Genomic DNA, 18,413 nt, shown 5'->3' on the forward strand with positions numbered 1-18,413 from the left:
ATATTATTAGCTTAGATTAACGGGTGAAAGGATTGTTGGTTGAGCGGTAGGTAACATATCGGGGTAATCTAAGGTGTAATGCAAGCCTCTACTTTCTTTTCGCTCCATGGCACACTTTATGATGAGCTCAGCTACTTGCACTAAGTTTCTTAATTCCAGTAAATTATTACTTACTTTAAAGTTTTGGTAATAATCTTCAATTTCTTGTTGTAATAACTCTACTCGATGCAATGCTCGTTCAAGGCGTTTTGTTGTCCGGACAATGCCGACATAATCCCACATAAATAATCTTAATTCGTGCCAATTATGTTGAATAACAACTTCTTCATCCGAGTCGGTTACGCGGCTTTCATCCCATGGCGGTAGGGTTAAATAGCGATTATCTTGTCTTAACGTTGCACTAATCTCGACAGCTGCTGCGCGGGCAAAGACCAGGCATTCGAGCAGTGAATTACTGGCTAAACGATTGGCACCGTGCAGGCCGGTATATGACATTTCACCAATGGCATAAAGTTGGCTAATATCAGTTTTACCTTGTTTATTCACCATCACTCCGCCACAGGTATAATGCGCGGCAGGTACGATAGGAATAGGTTGTTTAGTGATATCAATGCCCAAAGACATGGTTTTTTCATAAATAGTAGGGAAGTGCTGTTTGATAAATTCACTGGATTTGTGACTAATATCAAGGTACATACAATCAGCACCTAAACGTTTCATTTCATAATCAATAGCCCGAGCGACAATATCACGCGGTGCTAATTCGGCACGCTCGTCAAAGTCGGGCATAAAACGACTGCCATCAGGGCGTCTTAGCTTGGCGCCTTCGCCGCGCAGTGCTTCTGTTAATAAAAAAGTACCCGCTGAAGGATGAAATAAACAGGTTGGATGAAATTGATTAAACTCCATATTGGCAACGCGACAGCCAGCACGCCATGCCATCGCAATACCATCACCACTGGCTACATCAGGATTCGAGGTGTATTGGTAAACTTTACTGGCGCCACCAGTAGCCAAAATAGTTTTTTGTGCATAAATACTTTCTACTTTTTCAGTATTTCTATTCCATATATAAGCACCAATACATTGTTTTGCTTGATTACCCGTGGAGCTAGGCTGACAAATAAGGTCTATGGCATTAAAACGTTCAAATATACGTATACGAGAATGTTGCTTAACTTGCTCGGCTAAAGTAAGTTGAATTGCTTGCCCAGTAGCATCAGCCGCATGTAAAATCCTGCGATGGCTATGACCACCTTCGCGGGTTAAATGATAGCGGTCTGCGCCATTATTTCCTGGCTCTTTATCAAAGGCGACACCTTGGCTTATTAGCCACTCTAGACAAGATTTAGCATTTTCAATGGTAAAGCGGACGATTTCTTCGTCACATAGACCGGCACCGGCAATTAAAGTATCTTCAATATGAGCAGTAACACTATCATTTTCATCAAATACCGCGGCAATACCACCTTGAGCATAAAAAGTAGAGCCTTCATTTAAGGGCCCTTTACTTAAAATTACCACATCGGCATTTTTAGCTAGATGTAGCGCTAAAGTTAAACCTGCGGCGCCACTGCCGATGATTAAAACATCACAATTATTTTGTTGGGTCATGCGGTATTGGTTAAATTCTGCTGTTAAAGCGAATATATAAGTTAAGAAATTTGAGGTATTCTATAATACATAGATATAAGCCGCCAGATAATAGCGTTTAAATACCTTCTGGCATTAATAATATCATTGCTCGATAAACCAATAATGCACATTGTTAAAAAAGATCAAAAATAAAAAGAACTTTTTATAAAAACATAAGTCTTATTTTATGCGTTTGTTACGAGCCAATGGAAAATATGAGTACAAATCAATTGTCAGTGTTAAAGGATATGGCTCAAAAGAGCGAACTAAATATAGATCAACAATTAGTTGAGCGGGTTCAGCGTGGCGATAAAAATGCGTTTAACCTGTTGGTAACTAAATATCAGCACAAAGTTGCCAATTTAGTGAGTCGCTATGTTAAAAATCATAGCGATGTACCCGATATAGTACAAGAGGCTTTTATTAAAGCCTATAGAGCATTACCGAATTTTAGAGGTGAAAGTGCTTTTTATACTTGGCTATATCGTATTGCGGTTAATTGTGCAAAAAACCACAGTGTGGCGCTTGCTCGTAAACCGCCAAGTAACGATGTAGAAATCGATGATGCGGAGCTTTATGATGCTGGTGGTGCTTTACGAGAGAATGCCTCTCCTGAAAAGATCTTACTTACCGCGGAAATTAAGACCATTATCTTTAGTACCATGGCGTCATTACCTGAAGATTTAAGGTTAGCGATTAATTTTCGCGAAATTGAAGGTTTAAGCTATGAAGAAATTGCGACGATAATGGAGTGTCCAGTAGGCACCGTGCGTTCACGTATATTTAGAGCACGTGATGCCATAGACAAGAAAATTAGACCCTTGTTACAAAAAAGTAACTAAGTCATTTGTGAACGAAAAATTTAACTAAGTGTTTTTAAGGTAAAGGTATGAGTGAATTTAAATCAGAGTCAATATCTGCATTAGTGGATAACTACTCGCCATCAACAGACGATAGTGTCAGTGCAAACTTAGTTGATAATATGCTCAAGGATGAACACTTATCAAGTACTTGGCAAACCTATCACTTAATAGGGGATGTATTACGTGATGAGGTACCTCAATCACTGCAACTCGACTTAAGCAAAACAATTTCAGCTGCTATTGCTCTCGAGGCGACGATATTATCACCTAACTCATCTACACAAGCTTTTGTACAGCAAGATGCGAAAAGTGATGACTCTTCGTCTGCCGACAATGTGCTTTTACCAGTAAGTGAAACGGTGCAAAATACCAACACTGTTATCGATGCCAGCATGCGTTTTAAAGCCAAAGTATCCAGTTTTGTTAAACCCATGGGGCAGGTTGCTATTGCAGCTTCGGCAGCCGCTTTAATGATTGTTGGTGTGCAAAATAATGTTGCAGAAAACTCAATTCCAGTAACACCAAGCCAGGTGGTGCAAACCATGCCTTTAACTGGTTATGCCAACCCAGTAAGCTTTACCATGCAATCACCTCAAGGTGAGTCAAGCCAGCAAAACAAAAAAGTACTGAATGAGCAGTTAGCTGGCGAAAGAGCGGCACAACAGCGTCGGTTACACGCGCTGTTAAAAGATCATAACCAACAAGTGAAATTAGGTAGCAATATAAAATAGCTTGATTGGTTGAATTAGTTGATAATTAAACTTTCAGCCAACCTCTTTGAGAACCTATGAAATTTTCGGCACTTTTGTTATTGCTGTTAAGCGTTAATGTATCAGCTATAGCTGCTGATACAGAGTCAGCCAAGCTTTGGTTAGAGCAACTATCAAAATCATTACGTCAGCTAAATTTTACTACCTCTTTTGTTGTCGTTAAAAATAATCATGCCGAGCCCTATCATTGGTTGCATGGCATTGCCGAAGATAGTCAAGAGTTAGAGATTTTTTCCCGCCTTAATGGCCCTCGCCGTGATATATTGCGCCAAGGGGCTATTGTTAGCTATATCGAACCCGAACAAGAACCTTATTCAATTATTTCTAATGATGTTAACAGCCCTATCCCGACAATTTTTCGCGGTGATATTAGTGCGATTGAAGATAGCTATCGTTTTATTTCTGTCGGCCGCAGTCGAGTGTTGGGTCGAGTTGCGCAGCTGGTACGTATTGTCGCAAAAGATAAGTACCGTTATAGTTATTGGCTTTGGCTTGATCAGCAGACCGGTCTGCTGTTAAAAATGGCGATATTTACCCGTCAAGGGCTGTTACTAGAGCAAATTCAATTTACCCACCTTGAAGTTAGTGAGCAGTTATCGGAAAACTTAGTGCAATTGCAATCATCTGAATTGCCAGGTGTTATTAAGTTAAATAATCAACAACAAAACAAAAGTCTGTCTTGGCAAGTTGATTGGTTACCGCAAGGCTTTGCTGTGATAAAATCTAACCAACATCAGCTAAATAACTATCATCAGGGTGATGATAAAGCCGTTGAGTTTATGTTGTTTTCAGATGGCTTAGTTGAAATATCTGTCTATGTTAGCCTTAGTCATGAAAAGTTTAGAGCGCCTGAATATGCAAGTGATGGCGCAACAATAATCTTTAATCAGATAATTCAAGGCATTGAGGTTGGCGTGGTTGGAGCTATTCCTCTAGCTACCGCCAAAAAAATTGCCGAATCTATTGTTGCTGTAACAAAAATGAAGGTAAGCAACAATACTCAACGTGGGATAAAGGGAGCAGAAAGATGATTAAAGAGCTCGCCAATGTCGTTGCTATTGAAGCTGGGCAAGTTACCGTTACCAGTCAAATAAAATCAGCATGCAGTGGTTGTGCACAAGTTGATAGCTGTGGCAGTGGCCAAATCGCTAAAGCACTGCCACAAGCCAAGCTTACCCTAACGTTACCCTATGATCGTAATGTTATTGGTCAAACCCTAAAGCTGGGTGATAGTGTCGTATTAACTTTGCCGGAAAAACATGTATTATCGAGCGCCGGTCAAGTCTATTTACTACCTTTATTTGGCTTGATTACGTTTTCCGCCGTCGGACAATGGCTGGTTAACCAGCAAATATTAGCCCATGAGTTAATTGCACTAGGTTTGGGTTTAATAGGAGGCTACTTGGGTTATAGGCTGGCTAAGTTTAAGCAAAAACAAGGCAAAAATAGTGAAAACTTACAGCCTAAGATCATTGAAGTTGTTCCTTCGCCAAGCCAAGGTAAATAAAGTCTTAGTCTGTTACGGCTTGAAACAAAAGATATCTGAACAAAAGATAGCCCCAAGGCAGTTAATTCGTTAAAATCACGCCATTATATTATTTTAACGCTTTTTATTTGACTGCCTTTTATGAAAAACATTCGAAATTTCTCAATTATTGCCCACATTGATCACGGTAAATCAACTCTTGCTGACCGTCTAATACAACATTGCGGTGGTTTAGAAGACCGAGAAATGGAAGCGCAAGTGCTTGATTCTATGGATATAGAAAAAGAGCGTGGTATTACCATTAAAGCACAAAGTGTTACCTTAGACTATAAAGCAAAAGATGGTGAAACTTACCAACTAAACTTTATTGATACCCCTGGCCATGTCGATTTCTCCTATGAAGTCTCACGTTCTTTGGCTTCATGTGAAGGCGCTTTATTGGTGGTAGACGCAGGGCAAGGTGTGGAAGCACAAACCGTTGCTAACTGCTATACCGCCATTGAAATGGATTTAGAAGTTATTCCAATTTTAAATAAAATTGATTTACCGCAAGCCGAACCAGAACGTGTTGCTGAAGAAATAGAACATATCATAGGTATTGATGCTACGGATGCCGTAACTTGCTCGGCTAAAACAGGTTTGGGCATTGTAGATGTATTAGAAACTATCGTTAAAAATATCCCACCACCAAAAGGTGATAGAGATGCACCATTACAAGCTTTGATTGTAGACTCATGGTTTGATAATTACCAAGGTGTTGTTTCACTGGTTCGGATAATGAATGGTGAAGTTAAAAAAGGCGATAAAATGTTGGTGATGTCTACTGGGCAAGTTCACCAAATCGATAAAATCGGAATTTTCACCCCTAAACAAAAAGAAACGGGCATTTTAAGAACAGGTGAAGTTGGCTTTATTATTGCCGGCATCAAAGAAATTCACGGTGCGCCAGTGGGCGATACTATCACTATCAGTAAAAAAGAAGCGTCTAAGCCATTAAAAGGTTTTGCTAAAGCTCAGCCACAAGTTTACGCAGGCATATTTCCAATAAGCTCAGAAGATTATGAAAACTTTAGAGATGCACTGAATAAATTAAGCCTTAACGATGCCTCTTTATTTTTTGAACCAGAAAACTCATCCGCCTTAGGTTTTGGTTTTCGTATCGGTTTTCTTGGCATGTTGCACATGGAAATCGTTCAAGAGCGTCTTGCTCGTGAATATGATCTTGATTTAATTACCACAGCGCCAACGGTAAATTATGAAATTGTCTGTACTAATGGTGACTTGTTATCTATTGATAACCCTTCCGACTTACCTGCAGTTAATAATATTGATGAAATTCGAGAGCCTATTGTTCAAGCAAATATATTAGTACCACAAGAGTATCTAGGCAATGTGATTAAGCTTTGTATTCAAAAACGTGGTGTACAAAAAGATATTATTTATCATGGTAATCAAGTGGCAGTTACTTATGAATTACCGATGGCTGAAGTGGTGATGGACTTTTTTGACAAACTCAAATCTACCAGTCGTGGTTATGCATCACTAGATTATCATTTTATTAGATTTCAGACTGCCGATATGGTGCGAGTGGATGTGATGATCAATGGTGACAGAGTAGATGCTTTAGCTATGATCACCCATAGAACTCATTCAGCCGCACGTGGACGTTTATTAGTAGATAAACTCAAAGAGTTGATTCATCGTCAGCAGTTTGATATTGCTATTCAAGCGGCTATTGGCAATAACGTTATTGCGAGAACAACCGTTAAACAGTTACGTAAAAATGTTACGGCTAAATGTTACGGTGGTGATATTAGTCGTAAGAAAAAGCTTTTGCAAAAGCAAAAGGATGGTAAAAAACGCATGAAGCAAGTGGGTAATGTTGAAGTACCACAAGAAGCGTTTTTAGCCGTGCTTAAGCTCGATAGTTAGTTCAAGCCGTTACGCCACAATTTAAATTAGTGATAGTAGAGCATTATTGTCGCTAATTTTTGCAAAATAGCATTTTAAAATAGGAATAGTATGGCCGTTTATTTTTCGATTATTTTAGTGATAATTACTGGGTTAACAGGAGTGGTTTGGTTTGCTGATAAGTTTTACTTAGCGCCACAGCGTAAGCTCAAAGCTGCTGCCGCTGAGGTTTCAGCAAAAGAAATATCCGCTGCTGAGTTAACTCCTCAGGCATTAGCTACCTTAACAGAGCCATCACCCTTAGTTGATACAGCGATACAAATTTTTCCGGTAATAGCCTTTGTTTTAATTTTACGCTCTTTTATATACGAACCATTTCAAATACCCTCTGGCTCAATGATGCCAACCTTACTTGATGGTGATTTTATTCTAGTGAATAAATTCAATTATGGCTTGAAAGATCCGGTGTTAAGACATAAGTTTATTGAAAACGGTCTTCCTGAACATGGTGACGTTGTGGTGTTTAAATATCCACAAGACCCTAGGGTTGACTATATTAAGCGAGTGATTGGTTTACCAGGTGATCGTATTATTTTTCGAAATAAATTACTTTATATTAAGCGCGCCTGTCAAGAAACTGATGCCAAGTGCCCTGAATTTGAACAAATAGAGCAAACTTTTATTGGTAAATATGACGGGCCAGATGCTGAGTTTGGCATGAATGAATTTACCTCGAAAATGTTGAATAAAAGTCACCAGGTATTAAATGACAGTCAGACCTTAGCCCGAGTTAGCCATTACTTCCAGCAGCCAGGGACCGCAGCGGATGAGTTTTTAGTGCCGGCGAAGCATTACTTTGTCATGGGTGATAACCGTGATAATTCCTTAGATGGACGTTTTTGGGGCTTTGTCCCTGAAGAAAACCTTGTCGGTGAGGCTGTTGCTATTTGGATGAGTTTTGATTTTGAGCGCAGCGAAGACAGCTTTTTACCGCAATGGTTGCCTACCGGTATTCGTTTTGAACGCATAGGCGCTATCATTTAACATGGCTATTTTTTTTACCTGGCATATAGAGTTATATCGTGAAAATTAATCCTCGTAATCTTGCTCGATTAGCCAAAAAGCTTGGTTATGAATTTAATGAATCGACATTGTTGGTGCAAGCACTTACTCACCGTAGCGCCAAAGGACCTCATAATGAAAGACTGGAGTTCCTTGGGGACTCTATCTTAGGCTTTGTTATTGCAGAGGCACTTTTTGATAAATTCCCCAAGCAGGACGAGGGTGACTTAACTCGGATGCGCTCTAGTTTAGTAAGGGGCGTCACTTTAGCTGAAGTGGCTCGAGAATTTAATTTGGGCGAATACCTAATACTCGGTCCAGGAGAGTTGAAAAGTGGCGGACATCGTCGTGAGTCTATTTTAGAGGATGCCATAGAAGCCATCATTGGTGCTGTTTACCTTGATTCTACTATCGATCGCTGTAAAACACTTATATTAAGTTGGTTTGATAGTCGCTTGGCGGTAATTAAACCTGGCAATGAACAAAAAGATCCTAAAACGCGCTTGCAAGAATTTCTACAAGGTAGAAAAATTCCATTACCCAGTTATGATGTAATTGATACTACAGGACAGTCCCATAACCAAGAGTTTACCGTTCGTTGTCAAACGTCAGTGATCAGCGAAGAGGTTGTCGCCAAAGGAACTAGCCGTAGAAAAGCAGAGCAAGCCGCTGCTCAGCAAATACTTGCATTGATTGAACAAGCTAACGAGGTAAAAAATAGCACATTAAAACAAGCCAAATTAGCAAATATCCGACATACTAAAAGTAACCCAGTAAAAAAATAAGCACGAGAAAAATAAATTATGCACAACGATACCTCAGCTACCTACGCAGGCTTAATTGCTATTGTCGGTCGCCCCAATGTTGGTAAATCAACATTATTAAATGCCATGTTAGGGCAAAAAATCAGTATTACTTCTAAAAAACCACAAACGACTCGTCATCGTATTTTAGGTATATTGACTGAAGAAAATAGGCAAGCAATATTAGTAGATACCCCAGGTTTACATACCGAAGAAAAACGTGCCATCAATAGGTTAATGAACCGTGCAGCTAGTAGTACCATTGCAGAAGTTGAATTAATAGTATTCCTAGTTGAAGGAACGCATTGGACTCAAGACGATGAACTGGTACTAACTAAAGTCAAACAAAGTGGTTCTCCTTGTATATTGGTTGTTAATAAAATTGATAACATCGCGGACAAAGATGATTTATTACCTCATCTGAAGAAGCTAGGAGCGATGCACGAATTTAGGGATATTGTGCCTATCTCTGCAAGTAAGGGACAGGGTGTTGATACCATTCGCCAATTATGTTTAACCTCGTTAGGTAAAAGTGATTTTTGGTTCCCAGCAGATCACATCACCGATCGATCTAGCCGTTTTATGGCTTCTGAAATCATTCGTGAAAAACTTATCCGTTTTACCGGTGATGAATTGCCATATTCTATTACGGTAGAGATAGAGCAATTTAAGGTGGATCAGAAAGGAATTATCCATATAAACGCGTTGATCTTAGTTGAACGTGAGACCCAAAAACGTATGGTCATTGGTAATAAAGGTGAACGCTTGAAAACCATAGGTCAGGAAGCTAGACGTGATATGGAAAATTTATTTGATAGTAAGGTATATCTTGAGACTTGGGTGAAAGTGAAATCTGGATGGGCAGATGATGAACGAGCATTACGCAGCTTAGGTTATGGTGATGATTACACGGGTTAATTGGAATGTGGTAGATGATTGAACAAAACGCATTTGTTTTACATAGTCGACCATATCGTGAAAATCAGCTGTTAGTTGATTTATTAACTGAGCAAGATGGTAAAGTGACGGCATTGGTCTACGTTGGCCAATCTAAGCGTTCGATAAAAAAAGGCTTAATTCAGCCTTTTTTACCGCTACGATTGACATTGAAAGGTCAAGGTAACGTTAAGCTAATCACCCAAATTGATGCCATTGCCAAATCATTTTCGCTGATAAAACATAGCCTGTTTAGTTCTTTTTATCTTAACGAATTGTTGATTCGTCTGTTAACAGAGCACATAGCTTGTCCGCAGCTATTCTGTCAATATCAAGCTACTTTGACCGCCCTATCTCAAGAAGAAGCCATCGCACCACAATTACGCTTATTTGAACTGGCGCTGCTGGAAGAGTTAGGGCTATCATTTGACTTTAGCCCTGTATTTGAGCACGATGTTAGTCACTTTCATTATATCGACGAGCAAGGCTTTGTCCCTGTCTATGGAGCTATGCCTAAACAAAGTGCTCATTGCTTTGATAAAATCCATTTACAAGCAATTGCTCAGCGCGACGCGTTATGTAATACCAGTGTACCAGCAGAGGTTAGCTATACCTTTAAGTTGTTAATGCGGCAGGTTATTAACCAGTTACTTGGCAATAAACCATTAAATAGCCGGAAACTTTTTGCTAACAAAAAATAAATTTTAGCTATTTATATCGTCAGAAAACATCAAAAAAAACAAAAAGAGAATAAAATGACTGAATTATTATTAGGTGTAAATGTTGACCATATCGCCACGTTAAGACAGGCTCGCGGTACTAGTTATCCTGATCCTGTCTATGCCGCTAGTGTGGCAGAACATGCGGGAGCAGATGGTATTACTGTCCATTTACGTGAAGATAGGCGCCATATTCAAGACAGAGATATTCATGTCTTAAAGCAGACCTTAGATACCCGGATGAACTTCGAAATGGCTGTTACTGATGAAATGATTGCTATTGCCTGTGAAGTTCAGCCAGCATTTTGTTGTTTAGTACCAGAAAAGCGTGCAGAGCTTACCACCGAAGGCGGCTTAGATGTTGTTGGGCAATTAGATAAAGTTACTAAGGCAACGGCACAGTTATCTGCAGCTGGCATAATGGTCAGCTTATTTATCGATGCCGATACAGCACAAATTGATGCTGCTGTTGCTAGTAAAGCTCCTTATATAGAGATTCATACGGGGCACTATGCTGATCTCACCTCACCAGATGAGCAGCAGATAGAACTTGAACGTTTAACGGCAGGTATTAAGTATGCACATAGCTTAGGCTTAAAAGTAAATGCGGGCCATGGCTTGAATTATTTTAATGTTAAGCCTATTGCTGCCATTAAAGAAATTATTGAACTAAATATTGGTCATGCCATTATTGCTCGTGCAGTTATTGATGGCTTAGATAAAGCAGTACGTGATATGAAGCAACTTATGCGGGAGGCTAGGGCACCGATTCGTTAGGTTAGTTACTTATTTGCAAAGGTTGCAGTGAGGTATATTTTTGTCATTTATTTTGTTTGTTGAAATTATAAGCTACACTTTAATGGATAGAGTGCGGGAAGGGATTCAACATGAAAATAAGTGAGGATAAGTGATGCAAACACAGATGAAACCAATGCTTGAGCGTAGAAAGGAAGCTCCAGAGCAGTCAGTTTGGTGGAATAAATTATCCTTAGCGCAAAAATTCTCTGCGAGTAGTTTAGGAAAATTTGGCTATGAAATTACCTTTGTTCGTAATGATGAGGGTCATAGCTTAGCGGTAATGCAGTGCAATGGTGGCGTTGCGGTTATTTCAGAAGATGGAGATATAGATACCTCACCAAAAATCGCTATCCGCTAGTGATCCGTTAGCCATTGCCGATTATCCAGTTAGCAATAACCTCGCTAGCAAGAGGCTAAGCAATAAGAGCTAAGTAGTAACAATCAAGTCACCCCCTAAAAAAGCAACAAATATTGTTGTTTTTTAATGAGCTAAAAAAGTTAATGGCTGTTAACACTCATTTGTTTTAGTGCTTCAGGCACAGCAAGTAAAACTTGTTCTATATGATCAAAAAACTCTAAAAACTCAGGTTCAAGTTCTTCTAAGCCTATGCCCATTTTCAACTGTGTTTCTAAATGCGCGGTGATTTTTGCTAAACTTGGTGCACCAGTATAACAACAAGCGCCGTTGAGTTTATGGACTAAACGCTTAAGTAGAGCGATATCTTGTGCAGCAATAGCTTGATGAATATCTTGTTGAATTTGCGGTAAGCTCTCGATTAACCCTAAAAACATTTCTTTAGCTAAGTCAGCTTTATTAGCACTGCGCTTTAACGCCAAAGGCCAATCAATGACTTTTGAAAAATTTTCAACCTCGGCCAATCTGCTACTGGTGATAAGGGGGGCAGCTGAGCTTACTAAGTGGTTGAAGTCACAATACTCATAGATTATATGACGCAACATTGCTTCATCTATTGGTTTAGTCATATAGGCATTGAAGCCTTGTTGCTGCATTTTCTCCCTTTCACCACTTAACGCATGAGCAGTAACGGCAATAATGGGTGTGTTACTGTGGCCAGGTAAGATTTTAATCTCTTTAAGTGCGCTAATACCGTCTAATATCGGCATTTGTATATCCATAAAAATAAGCGCAAAAGTTTCTGATTTACAAAGCTCGATGGCTGACATGCCATTGTCGGTAACCACCACTTCAGCAACTTGCTCTAATAATAAGGCTTTAATTAGTTTCAGGTTGGCTTCATTATCATCAACCGCCAAGACCTTAATGGGTAATATTTTTCCTATAGGTGCAGCAAGGGTAAGTTTTTGTGATTCAGCTTTTATCATCGGCTGTAATCCTTTACTCAAACTACTTGATGTTAGCGGTTTGCTCATACAGCTAATAGCACCACAGGCAATGAGCGCCTCCGGTAAACTAGGCGAGTGATTATTTAATGCCAGATGTATATTACTGGTGATGGGTTGTAATTCTGTAATGGTTTTCTTCAAGTCACTTAAGGCTGTAGCTGCCTGGTTATGGCCGATAAGTGCATAGTCAAAGCCTCGTTGTGTTTCTTTACTGTGAGAAATCACTTGAGATAATTGATGTTTGTTAGTCACACTAGTAACGTTCATCTGCCAGTGCTTTAATATATTCTTAGTCGCTTCTCTGCTGTGATCGTTTTCTTCATAGTAGAGCAGGGTCTTATTTGCTAAATGCTTATTGTCCAACTCTAGTATTAATGGCATAGCATTTACTTCACATTGAAAAGTAAACCAAAAACTGGATCCTTGATTTTTTTCACTGGTAAAACCTATATCGCCAAGCATCTCTTGTGCGAGTCGTTGACAAATCACTAGGCCTAAACCTGTGCCGCCGTATAAACGAGTAATGCTCTGATCAGCTTGGGTAAAGGCATCAAAAATTGTTCTTTGTTGCTTGCTAGTCATACCAATGCCAGTGTCATTGACGATAATTTTTAATTTGATATTTTTTTGGTTCTCTTCTTCATAGACTATATCGACATTAACTGAGCCTTGTGGGGTGAATTTTATCGCATTACTAATTAAGTTAGTGATAATTTGTTTAATCCGCATCGTATCACCGACCAGTGAATCGGGTATTTCTTGGGGAATATTTATTGATAGCTCAATATTTTTCTTATGAGCTGATGGGGCTAGTAAGGTGAGTGTTTCCTCAAGAGACTCTCGTAACGAAAAAGGAATGTTTTCAATAACCATTTTCCCGGCATCGAGCTTAGAGAAATCGAGAATATCATTAATAATGGTTAATAAATTGTTTGCTGAGCGATCAATGGTTTGTAAATAATCCCGCTGATTTTCAGTCAAGGGGGTTTTTAGCACTTGCCGAGTAAAGCCAATAACTCCATTTAGTGGTGTACGTAACTCATGACTCATGTTGGCTAAAAATTCAGATTTTACCCTATTAGCATCTTGAGCCTTACGTTTAGCAATGCTGAGTTCTACGTTTTGTATTTCAAATTGCTCTAAACTTTCCCGTAGATCTATGGTGGCTTGATCTATACTGGCGTTCATCTCGTTTTGGTAGTTATCAAGAGACTGCGCCATGGCATTAATACCATTTTTTAAAAAGTTAAGTTCGCCAATGAGTTGACCACTTACTCTGCTATCTAATTTCCCTTCTCTAATACGCTCAATTGCTTGCACCATAGAGTTTATTGGCTTAGTTACTTTTTTAATGAGTCTCAGGGCAAATATTGCGCTGAGTAAAGAGCCAAGTAAAGCAAGTGCAAACGCTACTATAAATTGGCTTTGCTGTTGGAAATTGAGCTGACTCTTATCAATTTGCATAGCAATGTAACCAACGGGGGAAGGTCTTGCGCTATTGTGTGTGGGGTTAGGGGGGAAGTTTTTATTTACTAGAGGGTTATAGTTTTCATCAATGATAGGCGTTCTAAAGATAATATAGTCGTCAATGTTTTGCATACTGGTGTGACTTGGCAGCTTTTCCCCGGCATTTAATCTCATTAAATGGGTATCGCCACGATAGGCACTAGCGACAAAAACTTGATTATCTGCGGTAAAAATAACAATGCTGTTGACTATGTTTGATTGACTTCGGTGCGTAAACCCTATTAGTTGGCGAAGCTTATCTCTGTTTTTATTAAGTAAAGGGCCTTTACTGGCAATAGCTATCGGTTCAATGATGCTTTTAGCACGTTGTTCAAGGATGTCATTAAGTTCTACTGAGCGGCTATAAGAAAAATAACTAGCTAAACCAAAACTGATTAACGTTGTCGGGATAATAGTGAGTATGATAACCCAGTCTTTCAGGCTTATTTTATGCATTTTTAGTTGAACTTTTTTTGTCAATTTAGGGTAAAATACTCGTTGAAATAATTAACTATCTAATCGATTATCCAAGTTAACATAAATAATCTCATAAGCGGCTATAAATTAATAGTATAGATGGCTAAGCTCCTGCTGAAATAGATATATTGGTAATAAAGTAAGCGTTAGTTCTAGGGTGAAAATGGCAAATTTTTTTAAAGCAACAGTTAAACCACAAACGTGCAATCAGCGCTTGACCGTTAGTATTGAAAAGCTCGATATAAATGGTGTCGGTGTTGCCCGTTGGCAAAATAAACCGGTATTTATAGCTGGAGCTTTACCCAATGAAGTGGTCGATGTGAAAATTATCGAACAAAAAAGCAAATATGCTCGCGCTAAACTCATTGCTATTGGCAAGCAAAGCGAGCATAGGGTCGAGCCTCAGTGTCAGCACTTTGGTGTGTGTGGTGGCTGTGATCTGCAAATGCTTGATATAACAGAGCAACTGCGGTTCAAACAAGATAAAGTCAGCGAGCTTTTTTCTCGCTTTTTTAGCAGCCAAGATAACGTGGTAAAAGTTGACGGCAAAGACTTACCTTGGCAAGCGCCGATAAAAAGTAGCCCTTGGCATTATCGGCGTAAAGCCCGTATAGGTGTTCAATTTGATAAAAAATCCCACGCAACTATCGGCTTTAGACAAAAATCCACCAATCAATTAGCCGCAATCAAGTCATGCCCGGTCTTAGTTGAGCCACTGAATGACATTTTTCCCTTGCTAAAAAAGTTATTGGCACAACTTACCGTAAAATCTGCCATAGGTCATATAGAAGTCATTCAAGCGGATATACTTGAAAAACACTTACCCGAGCTAAGACAAAAAGATAAGCAAGTAGTGCTGGTTATTCGACAACTAAAGCCAATGAATGCTACGGATATCGAGCTTTGGCAATCGTATGCGCAGCAATATGGTTGGCATGTCATTATTGATGATGGTAACCAGCAAGTGCGGTTGGCGGGTAGCAAAGAGAATAGCTCTGCGGTATTTTCATATACATTAGCCGATAAAAATAAAATTTATTTTGCCAGTAGTGATTTTATTCAAATTAACCATCAGGTTAATAATGCCATGATCAGTCAAGCCTTAGCTTGGTTAAATATTTTACCTAGTGATAAGGTGCTGGACTTATTTTGTGGTCTCGGAAATTTTAGCCTAGCGCTGGCAAAATACGCAAAACTGCTTGTTGGTGTTGAGGGTGTACAAGTGATGGTTGATAAAGCCAGTCATAATGCTCAAGTCAATGGTCTTGATAATTGTCAGTTTTATCAGGCAGATTTGAACAGTCATTGGTTATTAGCATCGTGGGCTAATGGACAAGTGTTTGATAAGGTGCTGCTTGATCCAGCAAGAGCAGGAGCAGAGCAAGCAGTAAGTCAAATTGCTAAACTACAAATACCTAGCGTCTTATATGTCAGCTGTGATCCGGCAACCTTAGCAAGAGATAGCGCAATTCTTATTGCTCATGGCTACAAGCTTGAAAAAATATCACTGATAGACATGTTTGCTCAAACAAAGCATGTTGAGACTATGGTCTTGTTTACTCATAGTATTTAGCATTTAAGATCATCAAAATATGTATTAGCTAACATTAAGTTAACTTTCAAAGACAAAGGAATAGCTATGGTTTCCGTGCGTAAATCTCATCAAATAGCAGAGCAAAGTTTTGAACAATGGCTAACCAACTTAGCGTTAACCGAGGTAAAGGCCAAGGCTTTGTCTGTTTTATGGTTGCAAATCTGTAACTTTTATCAGCATGACAGTGCGGTAAAGTTCGACTTGCAACATAAAAGCATGGAAATGGTGGAAATATTAAGTGGTTTGAACCTAGATGCTGACTCGTTAGTAGCGGCTTTTATCTCCCCCTTATTAGAGCATAATATTATTTCCATAGATTATGTCAAAGAGCACTTATCTAAAGACATATTAATGCTTTGCCAAGGTGTCGAACAGATGGCGGCCATTAAAGCGCTGCGCCAACAAAGTCATAAAGCCCTTGGCTCTACCCCACAGAATATAGATAATATTCGCCGTATGTTGTTGGCTATGGTGGATGATGTGCGTGCTGTGGTGATCAAATTAGCGGAACGGCTATGCGACTTACGGGCAAAGAAAAATAGTGATGAAGAAACGCGTGTGTTAGCGGCAAAAGAGAGTGCTAATATCTACGCGCCACTAGCCAACCGCTTAGGCATAGGCCAATTAAAGTGGGAACTTGAAGATATTTCATTTCGTTACCTGCACCCGCAGGTCTATAAAAAAATTGCTAAGCTTTTAGATGAAACTCGACTAGAGCGAGAGCAATATATGGCTAGTTTTGTTGGTCAGTTAAAGAGTGAACTTAATGCCTTAGCTATTAAAGGGGACGTTTTTGGCCGTCCTAAACACATCTACAGCATTTGGAAAAAAATGCAGCAAAAATCATTAGGTTTTGAACAGCTCTTTGATGTGCGAGCTGTGCGTGTGGTGGTCGAAAAAGTACAAGATTGTTATTCTGCATTGGGTATTGTCCATACCCAATGGCCACACCTAGCCAAAGAATTTTCAGATTATGTGGCTACCCCAAAAGCCAATGGCTATCAATCAATACATACTGTGGTGTTAGGGCCAACAGGTAAGTCGGTAGAAGTACAAATCAGAACCAAGCAAATGGATGATGACGCCGAACTTGGTGTTGCGGCGCATTGGCGTTATAAAGAAGGCACGGCCAGCGGTAAAAATAATAGTTTTGATGATAAAATTGGTTGGTTACGAAAGATTTTGCAGTGGCAAGATGATGTTAGCGAAAGTGGTGAATTACTTGATGAGTTACGCAGTCAGGTGTTTGAAGACCGGATTTATGTTTTCACCCCAAGTGGTGACGTTATCGATTTACCTATGGGGGCAACGCCATTAGATTTTGCTTATTACATCCATTCCAATGTTGGTCATTGTTGTATTGGCGCTAAAGTATTTGGTAAAATAGTGCCTTTTACCCATCAGTTACAAACGGGTGATCAGGTAGAGATATTAACCAGTAAACAGCCAAATCCGAGTAGAGACTGGCTTAACCCTAATTTAAATTATATCTACTCTTCGCGCGCGCGCGCTAAAGTTCAGCACTTTTTTAAATTGCTTGATAGGGATAAGTATATTGCTCAGGGCAAAGAGTTATTTGACAGTGAAATAGCTAAATATGATTTAGCCACTATAGACTTATTAGCGGCAGCAAAACGCTTTAATATGAAAACTATAGATGATCTTTATGTTGCACTAGCTACAGGTAACGCCAGATTACAGCAAGTTATTAATCACTTTACTCAGCTTGATAGTAAATTAAAACCTCAAGCTGAAATAGACCCACAAAGTTTAGTAAAACAAAGTCCAACCAGTAAAACATTAGCGCAAGATGATAATGGCATAACCGTTTCTGGCGTCGGTAACCTACTCACTCATATGGCGAAGTGCTGTCAGCCCGTACCAGGTGACACCATCTTGGGCTTTATCACGCAAGGCCGAGGTATTTCAGTACATCGACAAGATTGTGAGCAACTTGCCAATGCTCTTAGTTTGCAAGCTGAGCGGTTAGTTGAAGTGCAGTGGGGCAATGCACATAAACAAAGTTATCAAGCCACGGCACAAATTATTGGTAGTGATAGACAAGGTCTATTACGTGATATTTCCACCATTATTGCCAATGAAAGAGTAAGTATTATAGGCATGGAAAGTCATACCGATAAAGCCAAGCAGACCATGAGTATGAAGCTAAAACTGGAAGTGGAAAATAGTGAGTTATTGCTGCGTGTTCTCGATAAATTACGGCAATTAGATGATGTAAGCCAGGTGAGACGGCTGTAATTATAGTGCACTAATATGGCTCAAGCCTGTGTGATGCATAATGTAAATAAAGCGAAAATAACAAGCGGAATAAAATATTAAAAGAACAAGCCTCAATAGAAAAGTTACGTTGGATCATGTCGCAACTGCGCGATCCTATTACAGGGTGTCCATGGGATCTTAAGCAGGATTTTGCTTCAATAACCAGTCATAGCTTAGAAGAGGAATGCAAGTTATCACGGGTAATGAG

The 18,413-nt window shown here is 39.4% G+C and carries 15 protein-coding genes and 1 pseudogene; 14 read left to right on the top strand and 2 right to left on the bottom strand.

Translation table 11 applies throughout. The annotated features are described in order from the left end of the window. Positions 1-6: 6 nt before the first annotated feature. Positions 7-1,614 carry an L-aspartate oxidase gene (nadB, locus tag MTCD1_RS07405; RefSeq protein ID WP_057181932.1) on the bottom strand — a complete coding sequence of 536 codons (1,608 nt, stop codon included), beginning with the start codon at positions 1,612-1,614 and terminating at the stop codon, positions 7-9. 236 nt (positions 1,615-1,850) lie between these two features. On the opposite strand from nadB, the gene rpoE reads away from it, so the two are divergent. From rpoE to MTCD1_RS07460, 11 genes are all read left to right on the top strand, one after another. Beyond that, positions 1,851-2,477 carry an RNA polymerase sigma factor RpoE gene (gene rpoE / locus MTCD1_RS07410; protein ID WP_197410288.1) on the top strand — a complete coding sequence of 209 codons (627 nt, stop codon included), beginning with the start codon at positions 1,851-1,853 and terminating at the stop codon, positions 2,475-2,477. 47 nt (positions 2,478-2,524) lie between these two features. Further along, positions 2,525-3,229 carry a sigma-E factor negative regulatory protein gene (locus tag MTCD1_RS07415; protein WP_057181930.1) on the top strand — a complete coding sequence of 235 codons (705 nt, stop codon included), beginning with the start codon at positions 2,525-2,527 and terminating at the stop codon, positions 3,227-3,229. A gap of 56 nt (positions 3,230-3,285) precedes the next feature. Next, positions 3,286-4,299 carry a MucB/RseB C-terminal domain-containing protein gene (locus MTCD1_RS07420; protein WP_057181928.1) on the top strand — a complete coding sequence of 338 codons (1,014 nt, stop codon included), beginning with the start codon at positions 3,286-3,288 and terminating at the stop codon, positions 4,297-4,299. Next, a complete protein-coding gene (locus tag MTCD1_RS07425) occupies positions 4,296-4,775 on the top strand; it encodes a SoxR reducing system RseC family protein (RefSeq protein ID WP_057181926.1) in 480 nt (159 codons plus the stop codon). The genes MTCD1_RS07420 and MTCD1_RS07425 overlap by 4 nt, the downstream gene beginning before the upstream one ends. Before the next feature lie 120 nt (positions 4,776-4,895). Continuing rightward, entirely contained in the window at positions 4,896-6,686 is a 1,791-nt protein-coding gene (gene lepA / locus MTCD1_RS07430; protein ID WP_057181924.1) for a translation elongation factor 4, read from the top strand. A gap of 90 nt (positions 6,687-6,776) precedes the next feature. Then, entirely contained in the window at positions 6,777-7,709 is a 933-nt protein-coding gene (lepB, locus tag MTCD1_RS07435; RefSeq protein WP_057181922.1) for a signal peptidase I, read from the top strand. 38 nt (positions 7,710-7,747) lie between these two features. Then, positions 7,748-8,512: a ribonuclease III gene (rnc, locus tag MTCD1_RS07440; RefSeq protein ID WP_057181921.1), complete on the top strand. Its 765-nt coding sequence runs from the start codon at positions 7,748-7,750 to the stop codon at positions 8,510-8,512. An 18-nt stretch (positions 8,513-8,530) separates the two neighbouring features. Beyond that, positions 8,531-9,448, top strand: coding sequence for a GTPase Era (gene era, locus MTCD1_RS07445; protein ID WP_057181918.1), 918 nt, complete (start codon positions 8,531-8,533; stop codon positions 9,446-9,448). Positions 9,449-9,462: 14 nt separating this feature from the next. Continuing rightward, positions 9,463-10,167, top strand: a complete 705-nt coding sequence (recO, locus tag MTCD1_RS07450) for a DNA repair protein RecO (RefSeq protein ID WP_057181916.1) — start codon at positions 9,463-9,465, stop codon at positions 10,165-10,167. 54 nt (positions 10,168-10,221) lie between these two features. After that, positions 10,222-10,962 carry a pyridoxine 5'-phosphate synthase gene (pdxJ, locus tag MTCD1_RS07455; protein WP_057181915.1) on the top strand — a complete coding sequence of 247 codons (741 nt, stop codon included), beginning with the start codon at positions 10,222-10,224 and terminating at the stop codon, positions 10,960-10,962. 133 nt (positions 10,963-11,095) lie between these two features. After that, a complete protein-coding gene (locus MTCD1_RS07460) occupies positions 11,096-11,341 on the top strand; it encodes a hypothetical protein (RefSeq protein ID WP_057181913.1) in 246 nt (81 codons plus the stop codon). Positions 11,342-11,481: 140 nt separating this feature from the next. On the opposite strand, the gene barA is transcribed toward MTCD1_RS07460, so the two are convergent. Then, complete coding sequence (gene barA / locus MTCD1_RS07465) at positions 11,482-14,310, bottom strand: two-component sensor histidine kinase BarA (protein ID WP_057181911.1); 2,829 nt, start codon at positions 14,308-14,310, stop codon at positions 11,482-11,484. Positions 14,311-14,494: 184 nt separating this feature from the next. Here barA and rlmD point away from each other — a divergent pair, with 184 nt between their 5' ends. The 3 genes and pseudogenes from rlmD to mazG form a co-directional block, all read left to right on the top strand. Then, positions 14,495-15,904, top strand: a complete 1,410-nt coding sequence (gene rlmD, locus MTCD1_RS07470; RefSeq protein WP_057181909.1) for a 23S rRNA (uracil(1939)-C(5))-methyltransferase RlmD — start codon at positions 14,495-14,497, stop codon at positions 15,902-15,904. A gap of 66 nt (positions 15,905-15,970) precedes the next feature. After that, positions 15,971-18,184 carry a GTP diphosphokinase gene (relA, locus tag MTCD1_RS07475; RefSeq protein ID WP_057181908.1) on the top strand — a complete coding sequence of 738 codons (2,214 nt, stop codon included), beginning with the start codon at positions 15,971-15,973 and terminating at the stop codon, positions 18,182-18,184. A 116-nt stretch (positions 18,185-18,300) separates the two neighbouring features. Next, a pseudogene (gene mazG / locus MTCD1_RS23280) lies at positions 18,301-18,387 on the top strand (nucleoside triphosphate pyrophosphohydrolase); the annotation flags it as partial. Positions 18,388-18,413 lie beyond the last annotated feature (26 nt).

The sequence above is a fragment of the Colwellia marinimaniae genome (genome assembly GCF_002207865.1).
Lineage (GTDB): Bacteria > Pseudomonadota > Gammaproteobacteria > Enterobacterales > Alteromonadaceae > Colwellia > Colwellia marinimaniae.

Coding starts and splice junctions, on each gene's coding strand:
- nadB (WP_057181932.1), bottom strand. CDS start 1,614: ATGACCCAACAAAATAATTGTGATGTTTTAATCATCGGCAGTGGCGCC.
- rpoE (WP_197410288.1), top strand. CDS start 1,851: ATGAGTACAAATCAATTGTCAGTGTTAAAGGATATGGCTCAAAAGAGC.
- MTCD1_RS07415 (WP_057181930.1), top strand. CDS start 2,525: ATGAGTGAATTTAAATCAGAGTCAATATCTGCATTAGTGGATAACTAC.
- MTCD1_RS07420 (WP_057181928.1), top strand. CDS start 3,286: ATGAAATTTTCGGCACTTTTGTTATTGCTGTTAAGCGTTAATGTATCA.
- MTCD1_RS07425 (WP_057181926.1), top strand. CDS start 4,296: ATGATTAAAGAGCTCGCCAATGTCGTTGCTATTGAAGCTGGGCAAGTT.
- lepA (WP_057181924.1), top strand. CDS start 4,896: ATGAAAAACATTCGAAATTTCTCAATTATTGCCCACATTGATCACGGT.
- lepB (WP_057181922.1), top strand. CDS start 6,777: ATGGCCGTTTATTTTTCGATTATTTTAGTGATAATTACTGGGTTAACA.
- era (WP_057181918.1), top strand. CDS start 8,531: ATGCACAACGATACCTCAGCTACCTACGCAGGCTTAATTGCTATTGTC.
- recO (WP_057181916.1), top strand. CDS start 9,463: ATGATTGAACAAAACGCATTTGTTTTACATAGTCGACCATATCGTGAA.
- pdxJ (WP_057181915.1), top strand. CDS start 10,222: ATGACTGAATTATTATTAGGTGTAAATGTTGACCATATCGCCACGTTA.
- MTCD1_RS07460 (WP_057181913.1), top strand. CDS start 11,096: ATGCAAACACAGATGAAACCAATGCTTGAGCGTAGAAAGGAAGCTCCA.
- barA (WP_057181911.1), bottom strand. CDS start 14,310: ATGCATAAAATAAGCCTGAAAGACTGGGTTATCATACTCACTATTATC.
- rlmD (WP_057181909.1), top strand. CDS start 14,495: ATGGCAAATTTTTTTAAAGCAACAGTTAAACCACAAACGTGCAATCAG.
- relA (WP_057181908.1), top strand. CDS start 15,971: ATGGTTTCCGTGCGTAAATCTCATCAAATAGCAGAGCAAAGTTTTGAA.